Source organism: Micromonospora sp. RHAY321, from assembly GCF_023896955.1.
GTDB lineage: Bacteria > Actinomycetota > Actinomycetes > Mycobacteriales > Micromonosporaceae > Micromonospora.
The window spans coordinates 1-26,309 of record NZ_JAMHIW010000004.1 but is presented as its reverse complement, the minus strand read 5'-3'; the positions used below and the strand labels follow the sequence as shown (position 1 = coordinate 26,309).

At 70.1% G+C, this 26,309-nt stretch carries 19 protein-coding genes; 10 read left to right on the top strand and 9 right to left on the bottom strand.

Going from position 1 to position 26,309, the window contains the following annotated elements:
- The first annotated feature begins 378 nt into the window (after nucleotides 1–378).
- Together M8C17_RS11210 and M8C17_RS11205 are read left to right on the top strand one after the other, a co-directional pair.
- The gene (locus M8C17_RS11210; RefSeq protein ID WP_252416375.1) at nucleotides 379–1,368 is read left to right on the top strand and encodes a GlxA family transcriptional regulator; all 990 of its coding nucleotides are present in this window, start codon (nucleotides 379–381) and stop codon (nucleotides 1,366–1,368) included.
- 282 nt (nucleotides 1,369–1,650) lie between these two features.
- The gene (locus M8C17_RS11205; RefSeq protein ID WP_252416374.1) at nucleotides 1,651–2,346 is read left to right on the top strand and encodes an alpha/beta hydrolase; all 696 of its coding nucleotides are present in this window, start codon (nucleotides 1,651–1,653) and stop codon (nucleotides 2,344–2,346) included.
- Nucleotides 2,347–2,425: 79 nt separating this feature from the next.
- Here the strand turns inward: M8C17_RS11205 and M8C17_RS11200 are convergent, their stop codons facing one another.
- Complete coding sequence (locus M8C17_RS11200; RefSeq protein ID WP_252416373.1) at nucleotides 2,426–5,191, bottom strand: AAA family ATPase; 2,766 nt, start codon at nucleotides 5,189–5,191, stop codon at nucleotides 2,426–2,428.
- 302 nt (nucleotides 5,192–5,493) lie between these two features.
- Between M8C17_RS11200 and M8C17_RS11195 the strand changes: the two genes are divergently transcribed.
- Nucleotides 5,494–6,720, top strand: a complete 1,227-nt coding sequence (locus M8C17_RS11195) for an MFS transporter (protein ID WP_252416372.1) — start codon at nucleotides 5,494–5,496, stop codon at nucleotides 6,718–6,720.
- Between the two features lie 81 nt (nucleotides 6,721–6,801).
- Here the strand turns inward: M8C17_RS11195 and M8C17_RS32145 are convergent, their stop codons facing one another.
- Entirely contained in the window at nucleotides 6,802–8,307 is a 1,506-nt protein-coding gene (locus M8C17_RS32145; RefSeq protein WP_252416371.1) for an LPXTG cell wall anchor domain-containing protein, read from the bottom strand.
- A gap of 223 nt (nucleotides 8,308–8,530) precedes the next feature.
- Between M8C17_RS32145 and M8C17_RS11185 the strand changes: the two genes are divergently transcribed.
- Nucleotides 8,531–8,827: a DUF6582 domain-containing protein gene (locus tag M8C17_RS11185; RefSeq protein WP_252416370.1), complete on the top strand. Its 297-nt coding sequence runs from the start codon at nucleotides 8,531–8,533 to the stop codon at nucleotides 8,825–8,827.
- 16 nt (nucleotides 8,828–8,843) lie between these two features.
- Here M8C17_RS11185 and M8C17_RS11180 read toward each other — a convergent pair whose 3' ends face one another.
- The 3 genes from M8C17_RS11180 to ligD all read right to left on the bottom strand — a co-directional run bounded on the left by M8C17_RS11180 (nucleotide 8,844) and on the right by ligD (nucleotide 11,836).
- Nucleotides 8,844–10,169, bottom strand: coding sequence for a carbohydrate-binding domain-containing protein (locus M8C17_RS11180; protein ID WP_252416369.1), 1,326 nt, complete (start codon nucleotides 10,167–10,169; stop codon nucleotides 8,844–8,846).
- 178 nt (nucleotides 10,170–10,347) lie between these two features.
- Entirely contained in the window at nucleotides 10,348–10,803 is a 456-nt protein-coding gene (locus M8C17_RS11175) for a hypothetical protein (protein WP_252416368.1), read from the bottom strand.
- Nucleotides 10,804–10,873: 70 nt separating this feature from the next.
- Nucleotides 10,874–11,836, bottom strand: a complete 963-nt coding sequence (ligD, locus tag M8C17_RS11170) for a non-homologous end-joining DNA ligase (protein WP_305884687.1) — start codon at nucleotides 11,834–11,836, stop codon at nucleotides 10,874–10,876.
- A gap of 423 nt (nucleotides 11,837–12,259) precedes the next feature.
- Here ligD and M8C17_RS11165 point away from each other — a divergent pair, with 423 nt between their 5' ends.
- Together M8C17_RS11165 and M8C17_RS11160 are read left to right on the top strand one after the other, a co-directional pair.
- The gene (locus tag M8C17_RS11165) at nucleotides 12,260–12,742 is read left to right on the top strand and encodes a trans-aconitate 2-methyltransferase (RefSeq protein ID WP_252416367.1); all 483 of its coding nucleotides are present in this window, start codon (nucleotides 12,260–12,262) and stop codon (nucleotides 12,740–12,742) included.
- 129 nt (nucleotides 12,743–12,871) lie between these two features.
- Entirely contained in the window at nucleotides 12,872–13,327 is a 456-nt protein-coding gene (locus M8C17_RS11160; protein ID WP_252416366.1) for a DUF4383 domain-containing protein, read from the top strand.
- Nucleotides 13,328–13,438: 111 nt separating this feature from the next.
- Here M8C17_RS11160 and M8C17_RS11155 read toward each other — a convergent pair whose 3' ends face one another.
- A complete protein-coding gene (locus M8C17_RS11155; protein WP_252416365.1) occupies nucleotides 13,439–13,954 on the bottom strand; it encodes a hypothetical protein in 516 nt (171 codons plus the stop codon).
- A gap of 152 nt (nucleotides 13,955–14,106) precedes the next feature.
- Between M8C17_RS11155 and M8C17_RS11150 the strand changes: the two genes are divergently transcribed.
- Together M8C17_RS11150 and M8C17_RS11145 are read left to right on the top strand one after the other, a co-directional pair.
- Nucleotides 14,107–14,820, top strand: coding sequence for an ANTAR domain-containing protein (locus M8C17_RS11150; protein ID WP_252416364.1), 714 nt, complete (start codon nucleotides 14,107–14,109; stop codon nucleotides 14,818–14,820).
- 80 nt (nucleotides 14,821–14,900) lie between these two features.
- Entirely contained in the window at nucleotides 14,901–15,656 is a 756-nt protein-coding gene (locus M8C17_RS11145; protein ID WP_252416363.1) for a GAF and ANTAR domain-containing protein, read from the top strand.
- Between the two features lie 67 nt (nucleotides 15,657–15,723).
- Here M8C17_RS11145 and M8C17_RS11140 read toward each other — a convergent pair whose 3' ends face one another.
- From M8C17_RS11140 to M8C17_RS11130, 3 genes are all read right to left on the bottom strand, one after another.
- Complete coding sequence (locus tag M8C17_RS11140; RefSeq protein ID WP_252416765.1) at nucleotides 15,724–16,512, bottom strand: RNA polymerase sigma factor SigF; 789 nt, start codon at nucleotides 16,510–16,512, stop codon at nucleotides 15,724–15,726.
- A 524-nt stretch (nucleotides 16,513–17,036) separates the two neighbouring features.
- Nucleotides 17,037–18,230 (bottom strand): endo-1,4-beta-xylanase, encoded by a 1,194-nt coding sequence (locus tag M8C17_RS11135; protein ID WP_252416362.1) that lies wholly within the window; start codon nucleotides 18,228–18,230, stop codon nucleotides 17,037–17,039.
- Between the two features lie 375 nt (nucleotides 18,231–18,605).
- Nucleotides 18,606–19,994 (bottom strand): serine hydrolase, encoded by a 1,389-nt coding sequence (locus M8C17_RS11130; RefSeq protein WP_252416361.1) that lies wholly within the window; start codon nucleotides 19,992–19,994, stop codon nucleotides 18,606–18,608.
- Between the two features lie 72 nt (nucleotides 19,995–20,066).
- Between M8C17_RS11130 and M8C17_RS11125 the strand changes: the two genes are divergently transcribed.
- The gene (locus tag M8C17_RS11125; protein ID WP_252416360.1) at nucleotides 20,067–20,480 is read left to right on the top strand and encodes a VOC family protein; all 414 of its coding nucleotides are present in this window, start codon (nucleotides 20,067–20,069) and stop codon (nucleotides 20,478–20,480) included.
- A 205-nt stretch (nucleotides 20,481–20,685) separates the two neighbouring features.
- Nucleotides 20,686–26,295, top strand: coding sequence for a GH92 family glycosyl hydrolase (locus M8C17_RS11120; RefSeq protein ID WP_252416359.1), 5,610 nt, complete (start codon nucleotides 20,686–20,688; stop codon nucleotides 26,293–26,295).
- Nucleotides 26,296–26,309 lie beyond the last annotated feature (14 nt).

Here is a 26,309-nt window from a genome sequence, read left to right as displayed (position 1 = left end):
CGTGGACCTGCGACCTCCATGATTCCCACCGATCGGCGGGCGGTGCCGCCTTTGTCCGGCCAGGAACCCCTCACATTCGGACCGAGTCGGCGCGTGGACCCGCGAATGTGCGTCCCCCGTCACAGTTGGTTCCGCACGGTGGCCTGATGTCCGGTTCGTCGCGCCGATTGCCACCGGTGGCTGCGGTCGGCCAATTTAGTTAACCAGCCTCTGCTACGGCTCCGGCTTCAGATGAACAAACCCGCGTTGCCGCACTCGGTAGGGCAGCAACCGCATCACCAGGGGCTTGCAGCAACCCCGCCCGGGATGCCAGTGATCGCCCGTTACGGTGTGCTACCAATGGACGGTGTCCATGCTTCCCGCGCTGGGACCGGAGTGGTGACAGCCGGCCCCCATCGCGTCGCGATCCTCGTCTACGACGGAGTGACGTTACTGGACGTCGCCGGTCCCGCTGAGGTTTTCAAGGAGGCGAACCGGTTCGGTGCCGACTACCGGATCGTGCTGCTGTCGCCCACCGGCGCGGGCGTCACGTCCAACCTCGGGATCCGGGTCGCGGTCGACGGCGCCGTCTCCTCGGAGCCGCCCTCCGACACGTTCCTGGTGGCCGGGTCCGACCTCTATCCGCGCGCCCCCGTCCCCAGCCACCTGGCGGACGCTGCGCGGACACCGGCGGCTGTGGCCGGCCGGGTCGCCTCGATCTGCACCGGAGCGTTCGTACTCGCCGCCGCCGGCCTCCTCGACGGCAAGCGCGCGACCACGCACTGGCAGGTCACGCACGAACTCGCCTCCCGCTGTCCGACGTGCCGCGTCGAGCCCGACGCGATCTACGTGCGCGATGGCACCACGTACACCTCGGCAGGGGTGACGGCCGGCATCGACCTGGCGCTCGCCCTCGTCGAAGAGGACCACGGGGCCGACCTGGCGCGCGACGTCGCCCGCGCCCTCGTGGTGTACATGCAGCGCGCGGGCGGGCAGTCCCAGTTCTCCGCGCCGTTGCAGGGGCCGCCGCCCCGCTCGCCGGCTCTCCGCACCATCACCGACCTGGTGACGGCGAACCCCCGCGGGGAGCATTCGCTCGGTGAACTCGCGAAACACGTCAACGTGAGCACTCGGCAACTCACCCGGCTCTTCCACCACGAACTGTCCACGACGCCGGCGCGCTACGTGGAGAACATCCGGTTCGACATGGCCCGGGCACTGCTCGACCAGGGACACAGCGCGACGCAGGCCGCGGCCCTCGCCGGGTTCCCCAGTTACGAGAGCATGCGTCGGGTCTTCGCCAGGAAGCTGTCGATCAGCCCCGCCGCCTACCAGCGTCGGTTCAGCACGGCCCGCCGCGCCAGCGGACAGGTGCCCCTCGGCGGCTGACCGGGCCGCCCCGCCATGTCGGTCGGCCTGGTGTCGACGTCGACGAATCCATGCATGGCCGGAGCTACGCAAGGTTCCGGCCAGTACCCGCCCTTCCAGGCGTCGATCTCCGCGCGAGGTGCAGTCACATGACTGATGCAGCAGGAGACCGCGCAGCGCCAAGCTCGTCGGCGGGCGCATGAGGGCGCCAGGTACGTCGGCGCCGCTGCCAACCGATCGGGCACGGCCTGGTGCACCAGTTCATGAGTCAGCTCGCCACATCACACGTACTCGGAGGTTCTTTTGTCCCTGCCATCACTCGTCCTCGTTCCGGGCGCCTGGCACAAGCCCGAGCACCTGGCGCTCCTGACGGACGAGCTGCGGAATATCGATGTCCATACCGTCGCGCTGTCCAGCAGCGGTGACGACCCGGAGAAGCTGGGTGACATGTACGAGGACGCGGCGCTCATCGGGAAGGCCGTCGCCGAGATCGGCGGCCCCGTCGTCGTCGTGGCCCACTCGTACGGCGGCATCCCCGCCAGCCAGGGCCTGGTCGGTGCCCACAACGTCCGGCGGATGGTCTATCTCGCCGCGTTCCAGATCGAGGTCGGCGAGTCTCTGCTGTCCAGCGCGGGCGGTACCCCCGCACCCTGGTGGAAGATCCACCACGGTGTCGGTGCCGGCGACTACGTGGAGCCGGTGGATCCCGCGACGGTGTTCTACGGCGATGTCGCCCCTGACATCGCACGACGGGCAGTGACGCAGCTCGGATACCACTCCTACACCTCGAAGACTCAGGAGCAGACCGGGGCCGCCTGGCACACCATCCCCAGCACGTACGTCGTCTGCGAGGCCGACAACGCCCTTCCGCCGGTCGCGCAGGAGTACTTCGCCACCCGAGCTGGCCGGGTCGCGCGGATGGCCACGTCCCATTCCCCGTTCCTGTCCCAGCCAGCAGCGCTCGCCCAGCTGATCAGGGACGAACTCGCCTCCGCGTGACGAGTTCTTCGCGTCCGGCGTGGGCCGGTGGTGGCCCGCGCCGCACGCGGCGACGCCGTGCGTCGAGGTGACGTCGACCTCACTGATGCCGGTGTGGGCGGGTCTCGTCCATGACGGTGAGGGCGTCCCTCAGGCCCGCCCGTGCGGTAATGCCCAGTTTGGGGAAGATGCGGTAGAGGTGCGCACCGACGGTCCGCGCCGAGAGGAACAGCTCCTCGCCGATCTCTTTGTTGGTCATGCCGGTCGCGGCCATCTGGGCGATGAGATGTTCCCTGCCGGTCAGGGTCGCGTGTCCCGGCTGGGTGGCCGGCCCGGTCCGCTGGCCGGCTGCCCTGAGTTCTCGGCGGGCGCTTCGCGCCCACTTCTCGGCGCCGAGGCGTTCGAACGCGGCATGGGCCCGGCCGAGGTGTTCCCGTGCGGCACGCCCCGACCTGATCCGTCTGAGGTGTTGGCCGAACAGAAGCTCGACGCGGGCCTGATCGAACGGCCACCGGTCGGCGTCCGGTGTGGCGAGTGCCCGGTCGAACAGGCTCGTCGCCGCGTCGTCGGCGGAGACGAGCGCCTCGGCGGCCGTCACCAGCATGTCGAGCCGGCCGGAGACCGTCTCCAGCCGCGCCGCACGAGCCGCGGCGACGTGCGCCCGGGCCTCCGCGTGGCGGTTGGTCCGGACGGCGGCCTCGACCACGTCGAGCACCATCCAGATCGCCACCGGGCGGAAAGCCGGGATGGTGCCGGCGGGGCTCGCCGACGTCGCCTCCCGGTATGCCTCCTCGTAGTCCTGGGCGCCCAGTGCGAGCAGGGTGCGGGTGTAGTGGCAGAGATGACTCACCACGGCCACACCTCGGGGTACGGCCCAGTAGATCAGCTCGTCGGTGATCCGCCGCGCGGTCTCGTCGTCGCCGCGCACGGCGGCGAGGGTGGCGATCCAGTGATCGATGGCCCAGCGGAAGAGCCGCAGTCCCTGCTCCTTGGTGAGGGACAGTGCCTCGGCCAGGTACCGCTCGCTGTCCCGCCACTGGCCCAGGAAGTAGGAGTCGAGCGCCAGCAGGGTCAGGGCCTGCGTCATGACGTTCGTGTCGTCCGCGGCGCGTCCCCGCTCCAGCGCGCGGTGCAGGGCGGCACGACAACCACCGAGCCGGTCCACCCAGGAACCGGCGAGGCCGATCAGGACGATCTCGCCGGGGGCGTCGACCTGATCCAGGCTCTCGACGAGTCGGTCGAGCTGTCGGTACGCGGCGTCGCCGGCGTTCGCCGGATCAGAATGCGTGTGCCGCATCAGCACGACGATGTCGAGGCCGGGGTCGTTCAGGCGTGACAGGACCGCGTCGAAGTCCGACCAGAGATGGCTCCGTCCGCCGAAGAAGCAGACGTACAGCAGGGTGAGCAGGGCCTCCCTGATCTGGAAGACCGGATGCGACTCCGCGCTCACCGCGTCCAGTGCGCCGGAGAGGATGCGGTGAGCCGTGTCGACGTCACCGTCGGCGTTGAGGATGACGAACGACGTGGCCATCGCCATGTCCAGGGACCGCTGATGCCCAGCGTCGAGCTGACGCGCCTCGACTAGCGTGTCGCCAGCCCCCGCGATTCCGCCGCCCAGGCGAGCACCGATGTAGGCCGCCGCGGCCAGGCGACGAGCCTGCTGCGTGTCGGCGGGGCTGAGCATCGAGGCGTTCGTGAGCGCGGTCACGGCGCCCACGATGTCGCCCCGCCGGACCAGCCGATATCCCGCTTCCTCCAGCGAGACGGCTGCCCGCTCGTCGGGCCCGGCACTGCTCTGCGCGAGATGCCACACCCGCCGGTCCGGGTCGTCACGCAGACCGTCGGCCAACCGGCGGTGGGCCCGGCGCCGCTGCGCGGCCGTGGAAGCGTTGACGACGGCCGACCGGGTCAGGGGATTGGAGAACAGCAGTCGCGTGCCATGCTCCGCGATGTGGACGAGTCGAGCGCGTTCGGCGGGTGCCAACGTCTCCAGGAGCCGCTCACCGGCCACGACCTCGAGGACGCGGAGGTTCCCGGTGGCCTCGAGGGCGGCGAGCAGCAGCGACTCTCGCGTGGCATCCGGCAGGTCGTCGATGCGGGACGAGAACGCTGCCTGTAGCCGGCGGTTGAGCGGGACCACGGAGAGGTCGAGCGTCGGACTGGCGTGACCCCGGCTGGCGAGGGCCAGCGGCAGTTCGACGAGGGCCAGCGGGTTCCCGGCCGCCGTCGCCAACACCCTTCCCCGGACTGCGGGCGTCAACCCGGGATGGCGGGCCGTCAGAACCTGTGCCGCCGCTTGCTCGTCGAGAGGGGTCAATACGTATTCGTCGAGTCGTGCTCGCTCGAAGAAGCCTTCGGCCGCCGGACGCGTCGACCCGAGGAGGCCGACGCGCGTTCCGGTCAGCCGCCGGGCCAGGAGCGTGAACACCGCGGCGCTCGACCGGTCGAGCCACTGGACGTCGTCGACGAGGACGAGGATCGGCGAATCGCGGGCCAGGGTGAGCAGCAGATTCCGCAGTGCTTCGGTGACCGCCATCCGGTCAAGTGCCGTGGACGTGTCCGGATCGAAAAGGGCTTTCAGGATGTCGGCGTAGGCCCCTTCGGCGTTGGGGACCGATTCGGCGATCGGGCTCAGAATCTGTTTCAACCCCGCGAAGCTGATGTCCGCTTCGAACTCGACCGCGGTCGCCTCCAGGACGCGGCCGCCCTCTGCCGCCCAGCGCCGGGCGGCGTATCGCAGCAGCGTGGTCTTGCCCAGGCCAGGGTCCCCGACGATGATCAACGATTTTCCGGATGTGCGTGAGTGATCGCAGAACTCGTCGATGACCGCAAGAACGTCGCTTCTGCCGACGATGTCTGTCGTCATTCCCCGTCACGCTCTGCGTCGTCGGACTCGGCCGCGTCGACGGCCTGGCTAGGGAAGGATCATATCGGCTGTTCGGTACCGGTCTGCCCAGCGATCGGTGGCACGACAGCGACGGCGCGGTCATGACGTCCGGTCGGCCGTCGAGGCGTTCCCGCAGGTAATTCGCGTCACCTCGGCCACCTCTCGTTGAGTCGACGGCAACACGCGAGGGGCACCATGGGCCCGAGCCCCGCCTCCCATACCGCCGTGGAAGTCGGTCCTGTCGCAGGGCGGCGCCGATCATGACGAGCGGAGACACCATCGTGAGCACCACCGAGGCCGTACCCGCCCGGCCGAACGCGCCCGGCGCACGCCGTCCGGCCGGGGCGGCGCTGTTCGCGCTGGCGATCGGCGGCTTCGGCATTGGTACCACCGAGTTCGCCACGATGGGGCTGCTGCCCCAGATGGCCGACGAGTTGCGCGTCCCCATCCCGGTGATGGGGCATGCCATCACGGCGTACGCGCTGGGTGTCGTCGTCGGCGCGCCGGTCATCGCGGCCCTCGCGGCCCGGGTGCCCAGGCGCGGGCTGTTGCTCGTGCTCATGGTCGCCTTCGTGGTGGGCAACGCGTTGACCGCTCTCGCGCCGGGGATCTGGTCGCTGGTCGGCGCCCGCTTCCTGACCGGTCTGCCGCACGGCGCGTACTTCGGCATCGCCGCCGTCGTGGCGGCCGGGCTCGTCCCGCCGGACCGCAGGGGGCGGGGGGTGGGGCGGGTCATGGTCGGGCTGACCGTGGCCAACATCATCGGCGTACCGTTCGTCACGCTCGCCGGTCAGGTGTTCGGCTGGCGCGCCTCGTACGCGCTGGTGGCCGGGATCGGCGTCCTGACGATCCTCGCCGTGCGCCGATGGGTGCCGCACGTCGCCGCGGTGGACGGGGCCAGCATCTCCCGGGAGCTGGGTGCCTTCCGCCGGGTCCACGTGTGGATCGCACTGCTCACCGGCACCGTGGGCTTTGGTGGCATGTTCGCCGTCTACAGCTACGTCGCTCCGACCCTCACGGACGTAGCCGGAATGCCGACCCGGGCGGTGCCGTGGGTCCTCGCCGTGTTCGGCCTGGGTATGACCGTCGGCGCGCTGCTCGGCGGTCGGCTGGCGGACCGGTCGGCGCTGGGCACGCTCATCGGCTCGCTCGTCGCGATGACCGCGGTCCTGGCGCTCTACGCGCTCACCGCCTCGTCACCGGTCGCCGCCGTGCTGCTGATCTTCGCGATCGGGCTGGTGTGCCAGGTGCTCGGCGCCGGGCTCACGATCCGGCTCATGGAAGCCTCACCGGACGCGCCCGCGCTGGCGGCGTCCTCGAACCACTCCGCGCTCAACCTGGCCAACGCGATCGGTGCGTGGCTGGGCGGCGTGGTGATCGCGGGCGGCCACGGGTACCTGGCGACCGCGTGGGTCGGCGTGGTGTTGTCGGTCGCCGGGCTGTTGTTCGTGGCCGGCTCGGTGCTGGTGCCGCGCCTGGCGCGTGGGCCCGTTGCGGGTCGTGCCTGACCCCAGGTCGCCCAGCAGAGGTGCGGGAAGCCCTGGCCGGAGCATGTCCGACCAGGGCTTCCCGTTGAGCCAGTCCCGGCGTCAGGCGACGAAGCGGGTACGGCGGCGGCGCGTCACCACGAACAGGGCGGCACCCGCGGCCAGCAGAACGGCGGCGGCGCCACCCAGCACGATGCCGGACTGGCCGGTGATCGGCAGCGACGGGCCGTCGTCGCTCCCGCCGCCCCCGCCGGCGCCAGCGCCGCCGACCGGGTTGACGACCAGCTTGGCCACGTCGTTGTCCGGCGTCGCGTCCGGGGTCGAGGACTTGGCCGTGACGGTACCGGTGAGTTCCCCGGCGGCGTCGACCCGCAACCCGAAGTCCCACGTCACAGCCTCGCCCACCTCGAGCGGGTGGACGTTCGTCCGGCAGACGTAGCCGGTGTCCGCCTTCGTGCACCCGGCGGGCACCGTCGTGACGGTGGTGCCGGCGGGCGGCGCGACGGTGACGGTCGCGGCCGGCTCGGTGATGCCGGAGGCGTACGCCGGACCCAGGTTCTTGACGCCGAGCTTGGCGGTGACCGTGGTGCCCACGGCGGCCCGGACCTGCCCGCCGACGGCGCTCACGTCGGACCGGTTCGTGCCCTCGACCGTGAGGATCACGCTCTGCGTGTCCAGGAAGAAGGAGTCCTCGGTCTGGGCGCCCTGGGCACGCAGCCCCGAGGGCTTCTGGACGAGGCGGAGGGTGCCCTGCGTGCCGCGGGTCGGCTTGGTGGCCTGGACCATGTCGAAGTTGTCACGCCCGTCGATCGGGGTCGACCACGCGAAGCTGGCTCCGGCCACGCCCGGCGCCGGCACCTGCGGCCGCAGCTGCAACGGCAACTCCTCGGAGAGCACGTACTCCTGCTGCGGAGCCAGCGTCGCCTCGAAGTGGCAGTACGCGGCGAAGGTGCCGTAGTCGCAGTTGTCGTAGCGCTTGGGCACGGTGAACATGGACTCGTAGAAGAAGAAGAGGTCCACGCCGTTGATCGCGTTGCCCCCGGTGTTCTTCACCGTGAGCGGGTTCGTGAAGGTGTCGCCCGGCTTGACCTTCTTGGTGATGATCGGCCCAACCTCCAGCGCGACCTTCTCGCTGATGGTCACCTTCGAGGTCTTGGTGAAGGTCTGGTCCCGACTGGTGACCTTCACGCTCACCTCACCCTCGTCGCCGACCTTCGCTGCGGCCTCCGGCCGGAAGGTGAGCGTGGTGATACCCGCGAACAGGTTCTCCGAGGAGAGGGTGTCGAAGCTGCAGGTGATCCTCGTACCCGACTGCTCGCACGGGCTGGAACCCTCGAACGTGAGCTTGGCCGTGGCGACACCCGCGAGCTTCGCGGTGTCGATGGTGACCGCTACGTCGTTCAGAGTGAAGTCGGTGTCGTAGTTGTAGAGGTAGACGGACTGGGTCTTGCCGAACGAACCGGGCACCAGTGCGGTGTGGTCCAGGCGCAGCTGCGTGCCCTTCGGCAACGCGACCGCGGAGACCGGTGCGACGGCGTTGGCACCGAGCACACCGATGGCGCAGGCGCCGAGCCACGCGGCGGCGCGCAGCAGACGTGAACGACTCACGAGCGTTCCTCCCCCGTTGATGAACGGGGGTGATCATAGCGACGCGACGCGTTCGGGTGGGGGTACCTGAATTCCCTACCCCGCCGTCTGGGGGCAACCGCGGCCCCGGCCGACGTGTCGTCCGGCCAAGAAAGGAGGTACGGGAGGCTGGGAGTGCACCCTGCCTCGGTCGAAACGTCCGGCACGGGGGTGCTGCCGGGTGGCCAGTGGGTAATGGTGGGCGATGACGTCGACCTGGAAGCCCCACGAGGAGCACGGCAGTCTGTCCGAGAAAGAGAAGCGCGAGCTGCCGGAGAGCGTTTTCGCGTTTCCGGGCAAGCGCAAGGAGCCGCTGACCGACGCGGCGCACGTCCGTAACGCCCTTGCCCGGTTCGACCAGGTCCAAGGCGTCGACGACGACGAACGTGACCAGGCATTCCAGAACATCCTCGCCGCGGCCGCGCACTACGGCGTCGACGTCGCGGAGACCGACTGGCACCAGTTGGGTCGGCTACCACACACGCCGAATCCCGCTCACTGAGCGTGCGACGCGTACGTCAGCGGACCACGCCGATGCCGGTGAACGACCGGTCGTACTCGGTGAACGACTGGTTGTTGTAGGGCGCGTAGATCCAGGTACGCAGCGAGTTGGCCGCCGTGTCGACCTCGACCAGGCGTACCGGATTCGTGGTGTTGGAGTGGAACGTCTGGAGGAACGTGTAGATCTTGTTCCCGTTGACGCCGGTGTCGACCCGGTTGCCGGCGACGCCGACGTGACCGGAGAAGACGAACCGGATGTTGGCGTGCTGCTTGATCAGGTTGTCGAAGAGGTACTGCGGGCTGGTCGCGCCGTACGAGGCGCTCTGCTCGATGGCGCCGTTGCCGTCGATGTAGTCGTGCGTGACGACGATGACGTTGTGCCGGGGGTGGGCGGCGACGACGCTCCTGGCCCAGGTGACGGCCTCGACCCGGGGCCACAGTTCGAGGGTGAGGACCATCCACTGCACCCCGCCGGCCTCGAAGGTCGAGTACGAGTTGTCGACCTTGCCGGCCTCGAACTGTCCCTTGACCGCGCCGTACTGGCCGACGGTGAAGAACTGGTTGAACACGGTGGTGTCGCGCACGAGTTCCCGGGTGCGGGCGGGGTCGCGGGCGGAGCCGCCTACGCCGGTCGCCTGGGTGTCGTGGTTGCCGATCGCCAGCGAGTACGGGATGCCGGCGGTCTCGATCGGGCGCATCGCTTCCCGGGCGATGACGTACTGGGAATGGTCGGGGGTGTCCCAGTTGACCACGTCACCCGAGGAGGCCACGAAGCGCAGGTCCAACGCGGAGCGGTTCTGCACCAGCCAGTCCGTACGGTTGCGGAACCGCGTGTCGCTGCTGCTCAGCACCTCCTGCTGGGTGTCCGGCATGACGGCGAAGCTGAACTTCGGGTCGGTCGCGCCGGGGGTCTCCATCCGGGCGTACGCGATGTGGACGTTGCGGTCGCAGGGCTCGGCCCGGAAGTCGTTGATGAACTGGATCTTCACGGTGTGCTGACCGGCGCCGACCGCGGCGCCGACCGGGTAGGTGCCGTAGCTGGTCGCGCTGACGATGGTGGTCTGGCCGACGCTGACCCCGTCGACCGTCACCCGTACGGTCGGCCAGCCCTGGCAGTTCTCACCGATGGCGCCGATCAGGACCCGCCCGGAGCCGGTGATGCTGGTGGTGGCGTAACTGGAGTTGCCCCAGAGCGAAGCGTGCGTGCCGGAGGCCGGCACGGGAGTACCGGTTGCCGTACGGATCGCTCCCTCCACGACGGCGAACTGGGAGGGCTCGGCGGCGTTCGCCGCACCGCCGACGAGTGCTCCCCCCACCACCGCGAGCAGCGTCGCGACGATCACGGATCTGGATCTCCTGATACCCACCGCTTGGTCCTCCCTTGACGGCATACGCCCAGAGCTGGGCATCCGCATCGTAAGGAAGATCAGTACGATGTGCGTGAATGCGTCAAGGACACTTCGAGTACCCGAGCTGGACTCTACGTATCGCGCATCCAGCCCACTCCAGGGCTGACCACCGTCAGCGGCGGTACGTGATCCGGAAATCGAGGCGCCAGTCGACGCCGTCCTCGGACCGCTCCCACAGCGCGTCGATGGTGTCGCCATCCGGGCTCAGCGTCCCGGTGAAGCGCTGGTTGAAGCCGGGTGAGTCCCGCCAGAGCCGCCACACACCGTCGGCGAGAGCCATGCGGTAGACGCGGTGGACGCCGCGCGCGTCGGCGTACAGCATGGTGAACTCGTCGCCGGCGTCGTCGAGCCCGATCAGCGACGTCACCGGCAGCGGGTTGTTGTCCCGCCACGCCTGGGGTGCGGTGGCCGGCAGCGGGTCGGCGTCGGAGATCTGCCGGAGGAACGCGCCGTCCTCCACCCAGGAGAAATCGGTCCACCCGACACCCAGGTCCTCGACCTCCGGCTGCACCGTCCACCGGCCGACGAGCGCGTCGAGCCGTGCGAGCGCGGGATGGCGTTCCGCCATGTCCGTACCCCCTTCTGCTGGCGACGGCCCCACCGTAACGCCGCGAGCGCGTCCGAGCGGCAGTGCCGGGTCAGTGTCGTAGCCGGATCTCGGCTGGTTCGCGGTCGCTGCGCAGCCCCTTCCAGGAGGGGTGCCGCAGGCGGTGGTCCGGCGTCCAGGACCGGAAGGTGACGTCCCCGACCAGGGCCGGATCGACCCAGACCGCGCCGCGGGCGTGTTCGCGTGGCACGGGGGAGCCGAACGGCGGGTCCGGTCGGCGGAGGGGATTCAGGCGCTGGAGGAGGTCGCGCAGCGCGGACTGTGTGAACCCGGTGCCGACGTGCCCGATGTAGGTCAACCTGTCGTCGGCGTCGTACATGCCGAGCAGCAGGGAGCCGATCGTGCCTTCCCGCCTGCCGGCTCCGGGTTTGTAGCCGCCCACGATGACTTCGACGGTGTCGTTCAGGGGCACCTTGACCCACGCCGGTGAGCGACGGCCGGGCTCGTACGCCGAGCCGAGCTGCTTGGCCACGACCCCTTCGAGACCGAGGTCGGCGGCCGCGGTGGCCAGGTCCCGGCCGGCGTCGCCGGTCCAGTAGGGCGGTGTGTCGATGCTCGTGCCGCTCAGCTCCAGCTGCTCCAGGGCGCTGCGCCGCTCGGTGTACGGCAGGTTCGTCAGGTCGCGCCCGTCGAGGTGCAGAAGATCGAAGACGTAGATCCGGACCGGAGTCGTGCCGACCAGGGCGGCGGACGGCGCGCGGACGTGCATCCGGTGCTGGAGTGCCGAGAAGCTGGGCCGGCCCTTGCCGTCGAGCGCCACGATCTCCCCGTCGAGGACCGCCTTCCGGCCGGTCAGCAGGTTCGCGAGTTCGTCCAGCTCGGGATACGCGCGGGTGATGTCGCGATCGTTGCGGCTGAGCAGCCGCACGCCGTCGGCGACGTAGCCGATTGCGCGCACCCCGTCCCACTTGAACTCGTACGCCCAGCCGGGGCCGTCGGGCAGTGCGCCGCTGGTGGCGAGCATCGGGCGCACGAGGGCCGGCATCCGGGACATGCCTCGATCATGACCAACCCGTTGCGCCGAGAGGAGGGCTTCGGGCATTCCCGGCCCGGGTGGCCGCAGCGTGCCGGGCGGTGGCGGCCCGCGACGGCGGGATAGTCTTTGGGTGCCACGTTTCTGCCCGCCCCGCTGAGGGCAATCGCGCGCTCGGCGGCCCACCCGCACGACCCCACCCGCGAACCCACTCCTCCTTCGCCCAGGACAACGCGAACGGCGCCACCCGGAAAGGTGCAGTCAGGTGTGTGCAGGGTCAACTCGGTGCCACTCGGAGGCTTCCGTCATGGCTGAGCGGGTGATCTCGTGAGATGCACGCTCCCCGTCCGGAGGACGAGCCTCGCCGGCGGCAGGCCCGTCCCGGTCCACGAACCGGCGCGGACGACGGCGACCGCGCATCGGCAGCGGTGGGCGGTGGACACGATGGCCGTGGCACCGGACGACCACGTGCTGGAGATCGGGTGCGGCCGGGGAACAGCGGTCTCGCTCGTCGCCGAACGACTCACCACCGGCACGATCGTGGCGATCGACCGCGCGGCGACGATGGCGCGGCTCGCATCGGAACGCAACGCGGGTCACATCAGCTCCGGCAGGGCCGAGATCCGCGGTACGGGGTTCGAGTCCGCCGATCTCACCCGGCGTCACTTCACCAAGATCTTCGCGGTGAACGTCAGCCTGTTCTGGCTGGGCACCGCACCCGAGCAGATCGAGCGGGTCCGGGACCTGCTGGCTCCGGGAGGCGTGCTCTACATCTTCGGCGAGCGGCCCACGTCCGCGAACGCCGAGGGGAACGTCGTGTCGACGGAACGGCTGCTCCGCGCACACGGGTTCGACACCACGAGATCAACCGTGGCCCGCGGGCAGAGCCGTCTGTTCACCTGCGTCACCGGTACACCGACACCGTGAGATCGGCCTCGTAGGCGCGCGGATCGTCGTCCTCCATCACCTGCGTGCCCTCCTCACACCGAGTGGCTTGTTTGCGGCCGTCCGGCAGGGGCACAAGACCGATCATCCCGTTCGATGGAGGTATGTGAGATGGCCACCAGATCCGTTCCCGGCACCGGGACCACCGGCAAGCACCCTGTGCGTACCGCCGCCCAGGTGGTCGGTGCGGTGTTCCTGCTGGTCGGGATCCTCGGCTTCATTCCCGGTATCACCAGCAACTACGACACGATGGCGTTCGCCGGGCACGAGTCCGAGGCGAAGCTGCTCGGGCTGTTCCAGGTGTCGATCCTGCACAACCTGGTTCACCTGGCGTTCGGCGTCGCCGGCCTCGCCCTGGCCCGCACCATCTCCGGTGCACGCACGTACCTGATCGCCGGCGGTGCCGTCTACCTGGTGCTCTGGCTCTACGGTCTGGTGATCGACCACGAGAGCGGTGCCAACTTCGTGCCGCTCAACGGTGCCGACAACTGGCTGCACCTGTTCCTCGGCCTCGGCATGATCGCCCTCGGAGTGGCGCTGACCCGACGCCCGAACGACCACCGCTGACGTCGTACCCGGCCGGTCGCCCCGATGCGGGGCGGCCGGCCGTGTTCGTCCAGGCCTTCGAAACGTACGGACGGCCTCGTTCGGGACGCTCCGCCCGCTCGCGGTCGACAGTCAACGGGGCAGGGGCCCGACGTCGCTGTGTCGACCCGGACGCCGGGCGGCGTGTCGCTGACCCGGGCCGGGGCCGTGCCGGCTGGCCAGCACGTCGGCCACCGCGCCGGTGACGAACCCGTAGACGGCCTTGTGCAGGACGTCGATGGCAAGCTCCCGACGGGGCCAGGTCTGCGGTGGCGCGCCGACGCCTGTGGCGTTCTCCAGGATCTGGTCGTTGGTGAGCCGCACGACGGTGAACATGCCCGAGGCCAGGGGCCCGCGCATCCCCGCGTTCGCCATCACCGCGCGCAGGACGCCCAGCACGGCGCCCTGCCCGTAGTGCATGCCCAGGTTCAGTGCCTGCGGTTGCCGCCGCGGCCGCTCCGGCAGGCCGGTCAGTCGTTCCAGCACCCTCGCCGGCACGTAGGAGTCGGGGCGGCCGGACACCCGCTGTTCGATCTTCTCGCCGAGCGTCATCACCGCCGCACCGACAAGACCGGCGACCAGACCCTGCGGCACGGCACGTGTGAGCATGTCGGGCCTCTACCCCCGTACCCACTGTTCATGCCCGGCGGGCGCGGGGCGCACGACGCCCTCGGGACGAGGGTGTGAGGCTCGGGAGATCCGGGTACGGCGACGGACGTACCGCCCGTGGGACAGATGTGCCAGACGACAAGGAGATCGCTATGGGACAGCCGTCACCGAGCCCGGAGAGCGCCTTCGCCGAGCTGGGCGGCATCAGGCTGGACGAGGTCGACCTCGACGGGATGTTGCAGCGGATCGCCGAGCTGACCACGCGGACCGTGCCGGCGGCCCGCGACGTCTCGGTGACGCTGGTCCGGGGCGCCGAGGCACGGACCGTGGCCTTCACCAGTGATCTCGCCCGCGACCTTGACGACTGGCAGTACGAGCACGGCTTCGGCCCCTGCCTGGACTCCTCGCCCAGTGGCGACTCGGTCAGCGTGCCGGACACGACGTCCGAGACGCGGTGGCCGGAGTGGGCGGGGTACGCCCACAGTCGAGGTGTCGGTAGTTCCCTGTCGATCGGCCTGCCGATCCAGGAGGCCGTCGTGGGTGCCCTCAACGTCTACGGCGTGGAGACCCGCGCCTTCGACGAGGAGGCGACCGCCGTCGTGGAGCGGTTCGCTTCGTACGCCGCCGTGGCCCTGGCCAACACCCACCTCTACGACAGCGCGGCCACCCTCGCCGAGCAGATGCGGGAGGCGATGCGCAGTCGGGCAGTCATCGAACAGGCCAAGGGAATCATCATGGGGGAGCGGCACTGTTCCTCGGAGGAGGCGTTCGCGCTGTTGTCGAAGATCTCCCAGGACACCAACCGGAAGGTTCGTGACGTTGCCGAGGCCCTCGTCTCCCGGGCGGTCGGCACCAGTCGGGTCTGATGCGTTCGTTCTCCTGGTTTCCGACCTGTTCCGCGGGGGCACCGACCGGTGAAGAGACCCCCGCGGACGGATTCTGGGGCATGGCCTCCGGGCGGCCCCTGTGGAGCAAGGAGAGTGCGGAGTTGTCGCCGTGGCCCGATGATTCCCTGTCAGGCGAACTCGCCAGTGGCCTGGTGGCCCTGGCCGGTCTCCCGGACGTCTCACCGGCGGTGCCGGGGCTGCTGGCGCGGCTGGTCCATCTGACCGCCGTCCTGGTGGATCCGGTGGACTACGTGTCCGTCACGGTCGCCCGCCACGGCCGACATCTGACCCGGGCCGCCAGCGACCCGGCCGCCGAGGCGGTGGACCTGGCCCAGTACGCGCAGGACGACGGACCCTGCCTGACGGCTCTGCGCTCCGGTGGGCCGGTGGCCGTTCCCGACATCGCTCAGGCCTTCGTCTGGCCCCGCTTCCGGGACGTCGCCTGGCAGGCCGGTGTGCGGGCCTCGTTGTCCATCCCGCTCTTCGCCGGCAGCGGTGAGAGTGTCGCCGCGCTCAACCTCTACGCCCGAGACGCCGTCGCGATGGGGATCCTGATCCAGCACGTCGACGCCTGCTACCGGTCGGGCGGTGACACGCCGTCGTCCCCGCCACTGGACGCGGGCAGCCAGCAGCTCGTCGCCGGCGTGGACGGTGCGCTGCGCACCCGGGACCTCATCCAGCGGGCAATCGGCGTCCTCATGGGCCGAGAGGGTCTCTCCGCCGCCGCGGCCTACCGGCACCTGGTGGAGGAGACGCCACCAGGGGCACCGTTGACCGCGACGGCCGTGAGCATCGTGCGGCAGCTCCAGCTCTGAGCAGGTCACCCGGTCCAGTCGCCGTTGCCGCCCCGGCGTTGTCCCGCCGGGGCGACAGGTCGGCGTTCTACTGGGCGGTGACCAGGTGCACCCGTAGCTTGGCCAGCGCACGGGTCAGCAGCCGGGAGACGTGCATCTGTGAGACGCCGACCTGCGCGGCGATCTCCTGTTGGGTGAGGTTCCCGTAGAAGCGCAGTGAAACGATCTTCTGCTCGCGCTCGTCGAGGGCGGCGAGCGCCGGGACGAGAGCCACCCGCAGCTCGGCGAGAGCCAGCTCGTTGTCCTCGCCGCCGAGCATGTCGCCCAGCTCCGTCGAGCCGGTGCCGTCGCCTACGGGGCTGGACAGGGACACCGCGTTGTAGGCGCGCGCCCCCTCCAGACTCTCGAGGACCTCTTCCTCGGTGAGGCCGAGGTGGTCGGCGATGTCGGTGACGGTGGGGGAGCGGCCCAGCGTCTGCGTGAGGCTGCTGTTGGCCTTGCCGATGGCCATCCGCCGCTCCTGCAACCGTCGTGGGACGCGGATGTCCCAGGTGCGGTCGCGGAAGTGGCGCTTGATCTCTCCGACGATCGTGGGGATGGCGTAGCTGGTGAAGTCGATGCCCCGCGTCCAGTCGAACTTGTCGATCGCCTTGATGAGGCCGATCGCGGCGGTCTGCATCAGATCATCGCCCGGTTCGCCGCGGCCCTTGTAGCGCCGGGCGAGGTGGTGGGCCAGCGGTAGCCAGGCCTCGATGGCCCGGTCCCTGGCGGCGGGCCGGGCAGGATGATCAAGTGGTAGCGCGGCCAGCTCCGTGAGGAGTTGGCTGGCCGACGCCTCGGCTGCGCCGCTCTGGTCGGCCTCGGCGGCCGCCGACATGGATGGGTGGGTACTGGTGGTGGTCACGAGGGTCCTCCGCTGTCTCGTTGCGGGGTGTCGTTCAGGGCGCGGCCACGGCCACCGAGGGTGTGCCGGGGCAGCGCTGGCGCCCTGAGGGATGCGAGCTGCGCTGTCGTTGTCGCCAGGGGAGACGCGGCCAGCGTGGGGGCGATGCCGTCGCTTGCGCCGGATCGTGTCGGGCGTGCCGGCCCCGACGATCTGCGGCGCGATGAGCGGGGCTGGCGGCATAACCTCGCCGGCCCTGCGGTAGATGGATCGCCTGCCACGTGCCGACCTCCCGAGGTGCGGGAATGTGTCGGGCACGTGGCTTGACCCAGAGGGAAGCCTAGAACGGTTCGCGGAATCCCGCCACCGGGACGGATCACAGGGTGGACGAGACCCGCGGCCTTCGTCGGCCGGGCACCTGACGGAACGCACGAAGGGGCCGTGTGGGGCGTGACAGCCCCACACGGCCCGGGTGTGGTTTCGGTCAGGCGACTGCGCGGCTCAGTCGAACCGGCGGGTCAGTGGCGCGGCCTCGGCGCGACGCGCGGCAGGACGTACGGCGGCCCGGCGAAGATCAGGTCGGACTTCAGCTCCTGGTACGCCCGCTTGGGTTGGTAGTTCTCGTCGTAGATGGTGGCCATCCCCTGCGGCGGATCGTTGAACCACCCCGGCACCCAGGAGTGCCGGTCGGTGAAGCCCCAGACGGTGTACGACAGGCAGCTGCGTACGGCGAGGCAGGCCTTCATCAGCACGCTGAAGTTGGCGGCCGCCGCCTGAAGCCTGGGGTTGATCTCGGCGGAGTTGCCGGCCTGGACCCCCTCGGTCAGCTCGCTGCGGACGTCGACCTCGGTGAACGCGGTGGCGACGCCGAGCGCGGCGAACTTCTTCAGCGCCGCGGTCACCTGGAGGGTGTCGTAGTTGCCGTACTGGGTGCCCAGGTGGCCCTGGGAGCCGACGCCGTCGATCGGGACGCGCTGCGCGAGCAGGCCCTTGACCATGTCGTGGACGAACTGTGTCTTGTCGTCGGCCGGGTTGCCCGAGCCGAACGCCTCAATGTTGTAGTCGTTGTAGAACAGCAGCGCCCTGGGGTCGGCGGCGCGCGCCCAGCGGAACGCGTCGGCGATGTAGCCGGGCCCGAGGTTCTGCGCCCAGAAGCCCTTGTAGTGCAGGGTCGACGGGGTGTCCCAGGGGTCGCTGACCGCCTCGTTGACCACGTCCCACTGCCAGATCTTGCCCTTGTACCGGTTGACGACGGTGGTGATGTGCTTGCGCAGCAGCTCGCGCAGCTCCTGCTTGGTGATGGAGCCGTCGGCGACGCCACTGGTCAGCCAGGCGGGCAGTTGGTTGTGCCAGACCAGGACGTGGCCGCGCACGCTCTGCCCGTTGCGTTTGGCGAACTCGACGAGCTGGTCGGCCGCGGCCCAGTCGTAGGCACCGCGGGTGGGCTCCAGGCTCTCCCACTTCATCGCGTTCTCGGCGGTGACCGAGGAGAACTCCGAGGCGGCCAGCCTGCGATACTCCGGGTCGTTGGCGTCGTTGAGCGCCGCCAGGTCGACCGCGGTGCCGACCTGGAGGCCGTGGCGCAGGCCGAGAGCGCCCAGGGTCTGTGCGGTCGGGTCGTAGGGCCGGTTCGCAGTGGCCGGCAGCGTGTTCACCGCCGCGGCGGTCGCGACCGCGACCGCGCCGACAGTGATCCACCGTCTGAGCTTCATCTGCCTTCCCTTCGGCATCGATCGACAAGAGTCGATCATCGATTGGAGGGTGCGGCCCCGGTGCTGATGGGGCTGGGAGCGGGAGTCGGCGCCGGGCGCCATGGAGGTTCGCGATGACCGTGGGTGGCGCCGGTAGCTCCGGACAGAGACCGGAAACTTGCTCGAAACATTAAGGGGATCGATGTCCCTCGTCAACCACGAGGACTTCCGGAAATTCCTCGGGTGAGCTGCGGTGCCCCGATCAACCCGGGACCGAAACTTTCGAAGAGTGGCTGTCGCAGTCGTCCGCTCCAGCCTGGACGCCGGCCGGTGGACCGTGGAGGCCGTCGGAGGAGTCGTAGGCGCGGGAGGGCTCAGCTCTCGGCAGGCCGCGGCCTATCGCCCACGGGGCGGCGGCGACGGTGTGGCCGACCCCTGACGCCCCGATCGCTGTGGGCCGGTGGTGGTCTGCTGGGTGTGCCAGCGGGCCACCTCGTCGGCGGCGGCGACGCGTACCGGGTCGGGGTTGGCCCAGCTCCAGTTGGGGTGGGCGCGGTTGGTGAGAAGGACGAACACGAGCCTGCGGGTCGGGTCGACCAGGAGCGAGGTGCCGGTGAAGCCGGTGTGCCCGAAGGTGCCCGCACGGCTGAGCTGGCCCATGAACCACGGCTGGTTGAGCACCACGCCGAGTCCGTGGTCGGAGGTGCGGCGGGGTCGTTCGGGGTCGACGGCCGGCAGCCCGGCGTTGGCGTTGGTCAGCATCCGGCGCACCGTGCTCTCGGCCAGGATCCGGCGTCCACCGTAGGTGCCGCCGTCGAGCAGGAGCTGACCGATGACGGCGACCTCCGCGGCGGTGCTGAAGATCCCCGCGTGCCCGGCGATGCCGCCGAGGTGGTTGGCGACGTCGTCGTGCACGACCCCGCGCAGGAGGCCGCGCGAGGAGCGGGCGTCGGTGGCGACCATCCGGGCGGCCCGTTCCGCGCTGCTGATCCAGGTGTTCGGGTTGAAGCCGGTCCACCTCAGGCCGAGCGGGTCGGTCAGGCCGCTCTTGAGTGCCTGGTCGAGGCGTTGGCCGGTGACCTTCTCGACGAGCTTGCCGGCGACCATCAGGCCGACGCTGGAGTAGCGGAACACCCGACCGGGCACGCTGCCGCTGACCAGCGGGGTGGCCAGGACCGCCTTCCACTTCTCGGCGAGGGTGGGATAGCCGGTGACGCTGGCGCCCACGGGCAGCCCGCTGGTGTGCGCCAGGAGCATCGCCACGGTGACGGCCGACTTGCCGGCGCCGGTGAACTCGGGCAGGTAGCGCACCACGGGGGCGTCCAGGTCGAGGCGACCCTGCTCGACCTGCTGGAGGACGAGGATGGACGTGTAGACCTTCGTGATCGACGCGAGGTCGAAGATGGAGTCGGGGCGCATCCGGACGCGCTGCGCGGCCGGCAGGAGCACCGGCCCGGCATCGAAGCGGAGCGCCTCGCCGACGGTCGCCTGCCCGCTCGTCTGCCCGCCGGTGAGGGCGAGCGCCACGGCGCCGGCGTACGTGGGGTGCGAGGGGTTCTGGCTGGTGGGCTGCAGGTGGACGTTGAGGACGCCGGTCAGGCGTTGGGTGAGCGTCCTGGGCGTACGCACGATGCGGCCGGCGGAGCCGCCCTGACCGGCCACGGGCTCAGTCGGGGTCTGCCACGAACCCGCCTGCTCCGCCGGGGTCTTCGCCTGGCAGCCGGTGAGCGCCACGGCGGCGGCGGAGAGGCCGAGGCCCAGCATCGAACGACGATCGATACGCACGGCAGGATCATGCCATGTCACGGTGCCTCCGCTCGACGGGCGAACGGCCACGCCGTGCGTGAGGATGCGGAGATGGCTGAGTATCCGCATCTGCTGCACACCGTCATCGACACCACCAACACCCGGGAACTGGCCGAGTTCTATCGGCAGCTGCTGGGGCTGCGATACCGCAACGGCGACGAACCTCCTGCCGACGGCGCTGCGGACGACGCCGACTGGCTCGTTCTCGTGGACGCGAGTGATTCCCCCCAGCTGGCGTTTCAGCAGGTGGAGCGTCTGGAGCGTACGACGTGGCCCGAGCATGACGTCCCGATGCAGATGCACCTCGACCTCACCGTGTCCAGTGTCGAGGAGTTGCAGCGGCAGCGGGAGAGGGCGGAGTCGCTCGGGGCGCGCCTGCTGCTCGACCGGACGGACGACTCGGACGAGCCGCTCTACGTCCTCGCGGACCCGTCGGGCCATCCGTTCTGTATCTTCGTCGGCTGATCCGAGGCGACGCAGGTTTCGCTCCGATCAACCCGTTGACACGGCCGTGGTCCGCCCGGAACTATCAGCGACAGTCCACCGGCTCCTCCTTCGTTCGTCACGAACCCTCATGACAACGATGTCAGGACCGGCCGCAGCAGTCCCGTTCCACTCTGCCCAGACGTTTGACGTACTCGACCCGGTTCGAGGCGAAAGGCCCTGCCCTATGTCGCATTCCCCCCTCGCGCGCTCCACACGACTGCTCGCCGCGACAACCGCGGTCCTGCTCCCGGTGGGGTTGCTCGTCGCCGCACCCCTGGCCAGCGCCGCGCCCAGCGCGGCTGCGCCCGGCAACTTCAGCTCGTCGTTCGAGTCGGCCGACCCGCAGCCCGCCACGACCACCGTGGAGGTCGGCCCGAACGGAAAGCCGCTCCAGGGAAACCTGAGCGGAACCGTCACCACACTGCCAGGCAGCCTGCTCGACCAGGTCAGCGCGGTGACCGCGAGCGCCGAGAACCCGCCGAACGAGATCGCCGCGAACCTCAAGGACGGCGACTCGTCGACGAAGTGGCTGGTGTTCGCCTCGACCGGCTGGGTGACGTACCGGCTCGCCGAGCCCGCGAAGGTGGTGCGGTACTCGCTGACCTCGGCGGACGACGCACCGAACCGCGACCCCAGAGACTTCGTCGTGCAGGGCTCGAACGACGGCAGCACCTGGACCGACCTGGACCGGCGGGCCGGCGAGAAGTTCAGCGGACGGTTCGCCACCAACATCTACAACTTCACCAACACCACCGCCTACGGCTACTACCGGCTGAGCGTCACCGCGAACTCTGGTGACCCCCTGGTCCAACTGGCCGACTGGAACATCAGCGACGGATCGAACGTCAGGCCGCCGGCCACCCCGATGGTCAGCGAGGTCGGCGCCGGTCCGAACGGCGGCTACACCACGAAGCCCGAGGCCGGTTTCACCGGACTGGCCGCGCTGCGGTACGCCGGTGGCGCCGAAGGCGACGGCCGCGCGTACGGGACCAACAAGCTCTTCGACGTCGACATCCCGGTCGGCCCGGCGACCCGGCTGTCCTACAAGATCTTCCCGGAGTTCACCGGCCACGACGGCCGGTACCCGTCCACCTACACGGCCGTCGACCTGCACTTCACCGACGGCAGCTACCTGAGCGGCCGTTCCCCGGTCGACCAGCACGGCTACTCGCTCACCGCTGCGGGGCAGGGTGCGTCGAAGGTGCTCTACGCCGATCAGTGGAACGCGGTGCAGACCGACGTCGGCGCCCTCGCGCGCGGCAAGACGATCGACCGCATCCTGCTCGCCTACGACAACCCGCAGGCCACCGGTGAGACCCGGTTCCAGGGCTGGCTCGACGACGTGCAGGTGACCGGCTCGCCGGCGTCCATCGACGGCTCACGGCTGACCAACTACGTCGACACCCGGCGCGGCACCAACTCGACGGGTGGGTTCTCGCGCGGCAACAACCTGCCGATCACCTCGGTGCCGAACGGCTTCAACTTCTTCACGCCGGTCACCGACGCCACGTCCGACTCGTGGGAGTACCAGTACCACCGGGTCAACAACGCCGCCAACCTGCCGACGCTGCAGGGTCTCGCGATCTCGCACGAGCCCAGCCCGTGGATGGGTGACCGCAACCAGATGTCGGTGATGCCGGTGGCGGGCGACCGTCCTCTCACCGGGCCGCCCTCCAGCCGGGCTCTCGCCTTCAGCCACGACGACGAGACGGCGCAGCCGGACCTCTACCGCGTCGCGCTGCAGAACGGTCTGGTCGCCGAGATGTCGCCGACCGACCACGCCGGGATCATGCGGTTCACCTTCCCGTCCGGGCCGGCGACCGGAAGCCTCGTCTTCTACAACGGCACGTTCACCATCGGCGCCGACGGCACGTTCACCGGCTGGGTCGACAACGGAAGCGGCCTGTCGGCCGGCCGGACCCGCATGTTCGTGTCCGGCGCCTTCGACCGCGCGCCGACGGCGTCGTCAGCGACGTCCGCCACCTTCGACGTCACCGGGAACCGGGAGGTGACGATGCGCATCGCGACCTCGTTCCTCTCGGTCGACCAGGCCCACCGGAATCTCGACCTGGAGGTCACCGGCAGGACCTTCGACCAGGTCCACGCCGCCGCCACCGAGGCATGGAAGGACCGACTCGGCCGGGTGGAGGTGCAGGGCGCGACCGAGGCGCAGCTGGTGACGATGTACTCCAACCTGTACCGGCTGAACCTGTACCCGAACTCGCAGTCGGAGAACACCGGCACCGCCGCCGCGCCGCGCTGGCAGTACGCGAGCCCGGTGTCGGCCCCCACCGGCACGTCGACCCCCACCCGCACCGGCGCGAAGATCGTCGACGGGCAGATCTACGTCAACAACGGCTTCTGGGACACCTACCGCACCGTGTGGCCCGCCTACGCGCTGCTGTACCCGGACGTCGCCGCCAGGATCTCCGACGGCTTCGTCCAGCACTACCGCGACGGCGGCTGGATCGCCCGCTGGTCGTCGCCCGGCTACGCCGACCTGATGACCGGCACCAGCGCGAACGTCGCACTGGCCCAGGCGTACCTCACCGGGGTCAAGCTGCCCGACCCGCTGGCGGCGTACGACGCGGCGGTCAAGGACGCGACCGTCGCGTCCGGGCGAAGCGCGGTCGGCCGCAAGGGCATCGAGAGCTCGTTGTTCCTCGGCTACACGCCCACCTCCACCGGCGAGTCGGTCTCGTGGGCGCTGGAGGGCTTCATCAACGACTTCGGCATCGGCAACATGGGTGCGGCCCTGGCCAAGGACCCGGCGACGCCGAAGTCGGAGCGCGAGCGGCTCAAGGAGGAGTCCCGGTACTTCCTGGAGCGCGCCCGCAACTACGTCCACCTCTTCGACCCGAAGACGAAGCTCTTCCAGGGCCGCGACGCCGCCGGTAACTTCCTCGCGGGCGACCCGCTGGACTGGGGTGGCGTCTACACCGAGACCAACGGGTGGAACTTCGCCTTCACCGCCCAGCAGGACGGCCAGGGACTGGTCAACCTGTACGGCGGCCAGAAGGCGCTGCGCGACAAGCTCGACGAGTTCTTCTCCACCCCGGAGAAGGCCGACCGCCCCGGCGGGTACGGCGGCACGATCCACGAGATGCTCGAGGCGCAGGCGGTGCGGATGGGGCAGCTCGGCATGAGCAACCAACCGTCGCACCACATCCCGTACATGTACGCCGTCGCGGGTGCGCCGGCCCGCACGCAGGCGATCGTGCGCGAGATCCTGCAACGCCTCTACGTGGGCAGCGAGATCGGCCAGGGCTACCTGGGCGACGAGGACAACGGCGAGATGTCGGCCTGGTACGTCCTCAGCTCGCTGGGCATCTACCCGCTGCAGGCCGGGTCGGCCCACTGGGCCATCGGGTCGCCGCAGTTCAGCAGGATGACGGTCCACCGTACGAGCGGCGACATCGTCGTCAACGCGTCGAACAACAGCACCAAGAACGTGTACGTGCAGGGCGTCGAGGTCAACGGTAAGAAGCAGCGTGAGGTGTCCCTCGACGTGTCCGCGCTCGCCAAGGGCGGCACGATCGACTTCCAGATGGGCCCCAACCCGTCGTCCTGGGGCAGCGGCAAGAACGACGCGCCGCCGTCACTGACCAAGGGTGACGAGGCGCCCCAGCCACTGCAGGACACCACCGGCCCCGGCCTCGGCACCGCGACCGCCGGTGGCGGTGAGGACGCGTCGAAGCTGTTCGACGACTCGTCGACCACGCAGCTGACGTTCACCTCCGCCACGCCCCAGGTCGGCTGGGCCTTCCGGGGTGGCAAGCAGAAGCCGAGGTACTACACCATCACCTCCGGTGCGGCCGCCGGCGACCCCGCGGCCTGGCGGCTGCAGGGTTCCAACGACGGCATCACCTGGAGCACCGTCGACTCCCGCAGCGACGAGGTGTTCCCGTGGCGTAACCAGACCCGCCCGTTCACGATCAGCGATCCGGGCCGGTACGCGCAGTTCCGCCTCGCCGTGACGAAGACCGTCGGCGCCGCGCAGACGAACCTCGCCGAGATCGAGCTGCTCGCCGGAGGCGACCTCGAACTCGGTGGTGGCGACATCACGGTGACCGCCGCGGGCAGCGTGCACGCGACCTCGGGCGTACCCGTGTCGATGCCGCTGGCCTCCGTCACCGGCGGCAACGCCACCGGCTACAAGGCCACGATCGACTGGGGTGACGGCTCACCGGCCACCGAGGGCACCCTGACGCTGAGCTCGCGGGCTGTCTACAGCGTCAGTGGGTCACACACGTACGCCACGCCGGGACACCACCAGGCGAGCGTCACGGTGACCGACGGCACCGGTCAGAGCTCGGCGACGGTCGGCGTCGACGTGACCTACGCGCCGCCCTCCGGGCTCGCCGCCGCGTTCGACACCGTCTGCGTCGGCGACGAGGGCACCCTCGCGGCGAACTGCGACGCCAAGTCGTGGGCGTACTCGCGGGCCGCCCTGACGGCGGCCGGCGTGACCCAGGGCCAGCGGCACCAGGTGCCGGGCACGGCACTGAACTTCACGCTGCCGGTGATCCCCGCGGGTCAGCCCGACAACGCCACCGGCAACGGCAAGACGGTCGTGCTCAACCTGCCGGCCGACGCCAGGAGCATCTCGTTCATCGGCGCCGGTACGCAGGGCAACCAGAGCACCACCGGCACGGCGACGTTCAGCGACGGCAGCACCGCCAGCATCCCGATCCAGATGAGTGACTGGACGCTGGGCGGCAACGCCAACGGCACCCCGTCCTACGGCAACACCGTCGTCGCCAAGGCCGCGTACCGGCTGAGCGGTACGAGCCGGGACGGCGCCCAGCCGTTCCTGTTCGCCACCGCGCCGTACCAGATCCCGGCGGGCCGGACGCTCGTCTCGGTGACCCTCCCGACGCAGACCGGCAACCCCGGCTCGGAGGGAAGGATCCACGTGTTCGCCATCGCCGACGACGGCACGCCCGCCCCCGCGCTGGCGACCGTCGCCCCGGGCGACCAGACGGTCGACGCCGGTCAGGTCCTCTCGGCGAAGCTCGGCTCGGTGACCGGCGGCGTCCCCGGCGCCACCGGCTACCACGCCCGCGTCCAGTGGGGTGACGGCACGATTCCGGACGACGTCACGATCGGTCAGGACGGTGCGCTGAGCGGCCAACACACCTACGCGCAGGCGGGCACCTACACGGTGCACGTCACGGCGTGGGACACGCTGTCGAGCAGCACCCGGACGTTCACCGTGACCGTGGCGGGTGCCAACCGCCAGCCGGCGATCGCGGTGTCCGCGTCCACCACCACCGGTGACACGATCACCGTCAACGGCAGCGGGTTCGCTGCCGGCGAGCAGGTGACCGTCACTCTCGGCACCAGTCCGGCCCGGACCATGAAGGTCGCGGCGTCGGCGGCGGGAGCGGTACGAGCCTCGGTCGCGACGTCGGACGACGCGCAGCCTGGCCGGTACTCGGTCACCGCCACCGGCGCGTCCTCCCGGACCCCGGCGACGGCCACCGTCCAGGTGACCGAGCAGCAGGAGGTGCGGAGGTACGAACCGGCGGCGGCGCTCACCACGACGGCGGGACCGCGCGGCACCTCGATCACGGTCGACGGTTCCGGGTTCGCCCCGAACGAGACGGTCACGATCAACTTTGGTGACGGCCTCGCGGTCAGCACCGTCCGGGCGAACGGTGACGGCGTGATCTCCGGCGCTGCCGTCAGCGTTCCCGGGGCGGCGAAGGCCGGCTCGGCCAGCGTCACGCTGGCGGGCTCCACGTCGACGACGCGCGTTTCCCTGCCCTTCACCGTCACCGGTTCGAACTGATCCAGGGGTGACAG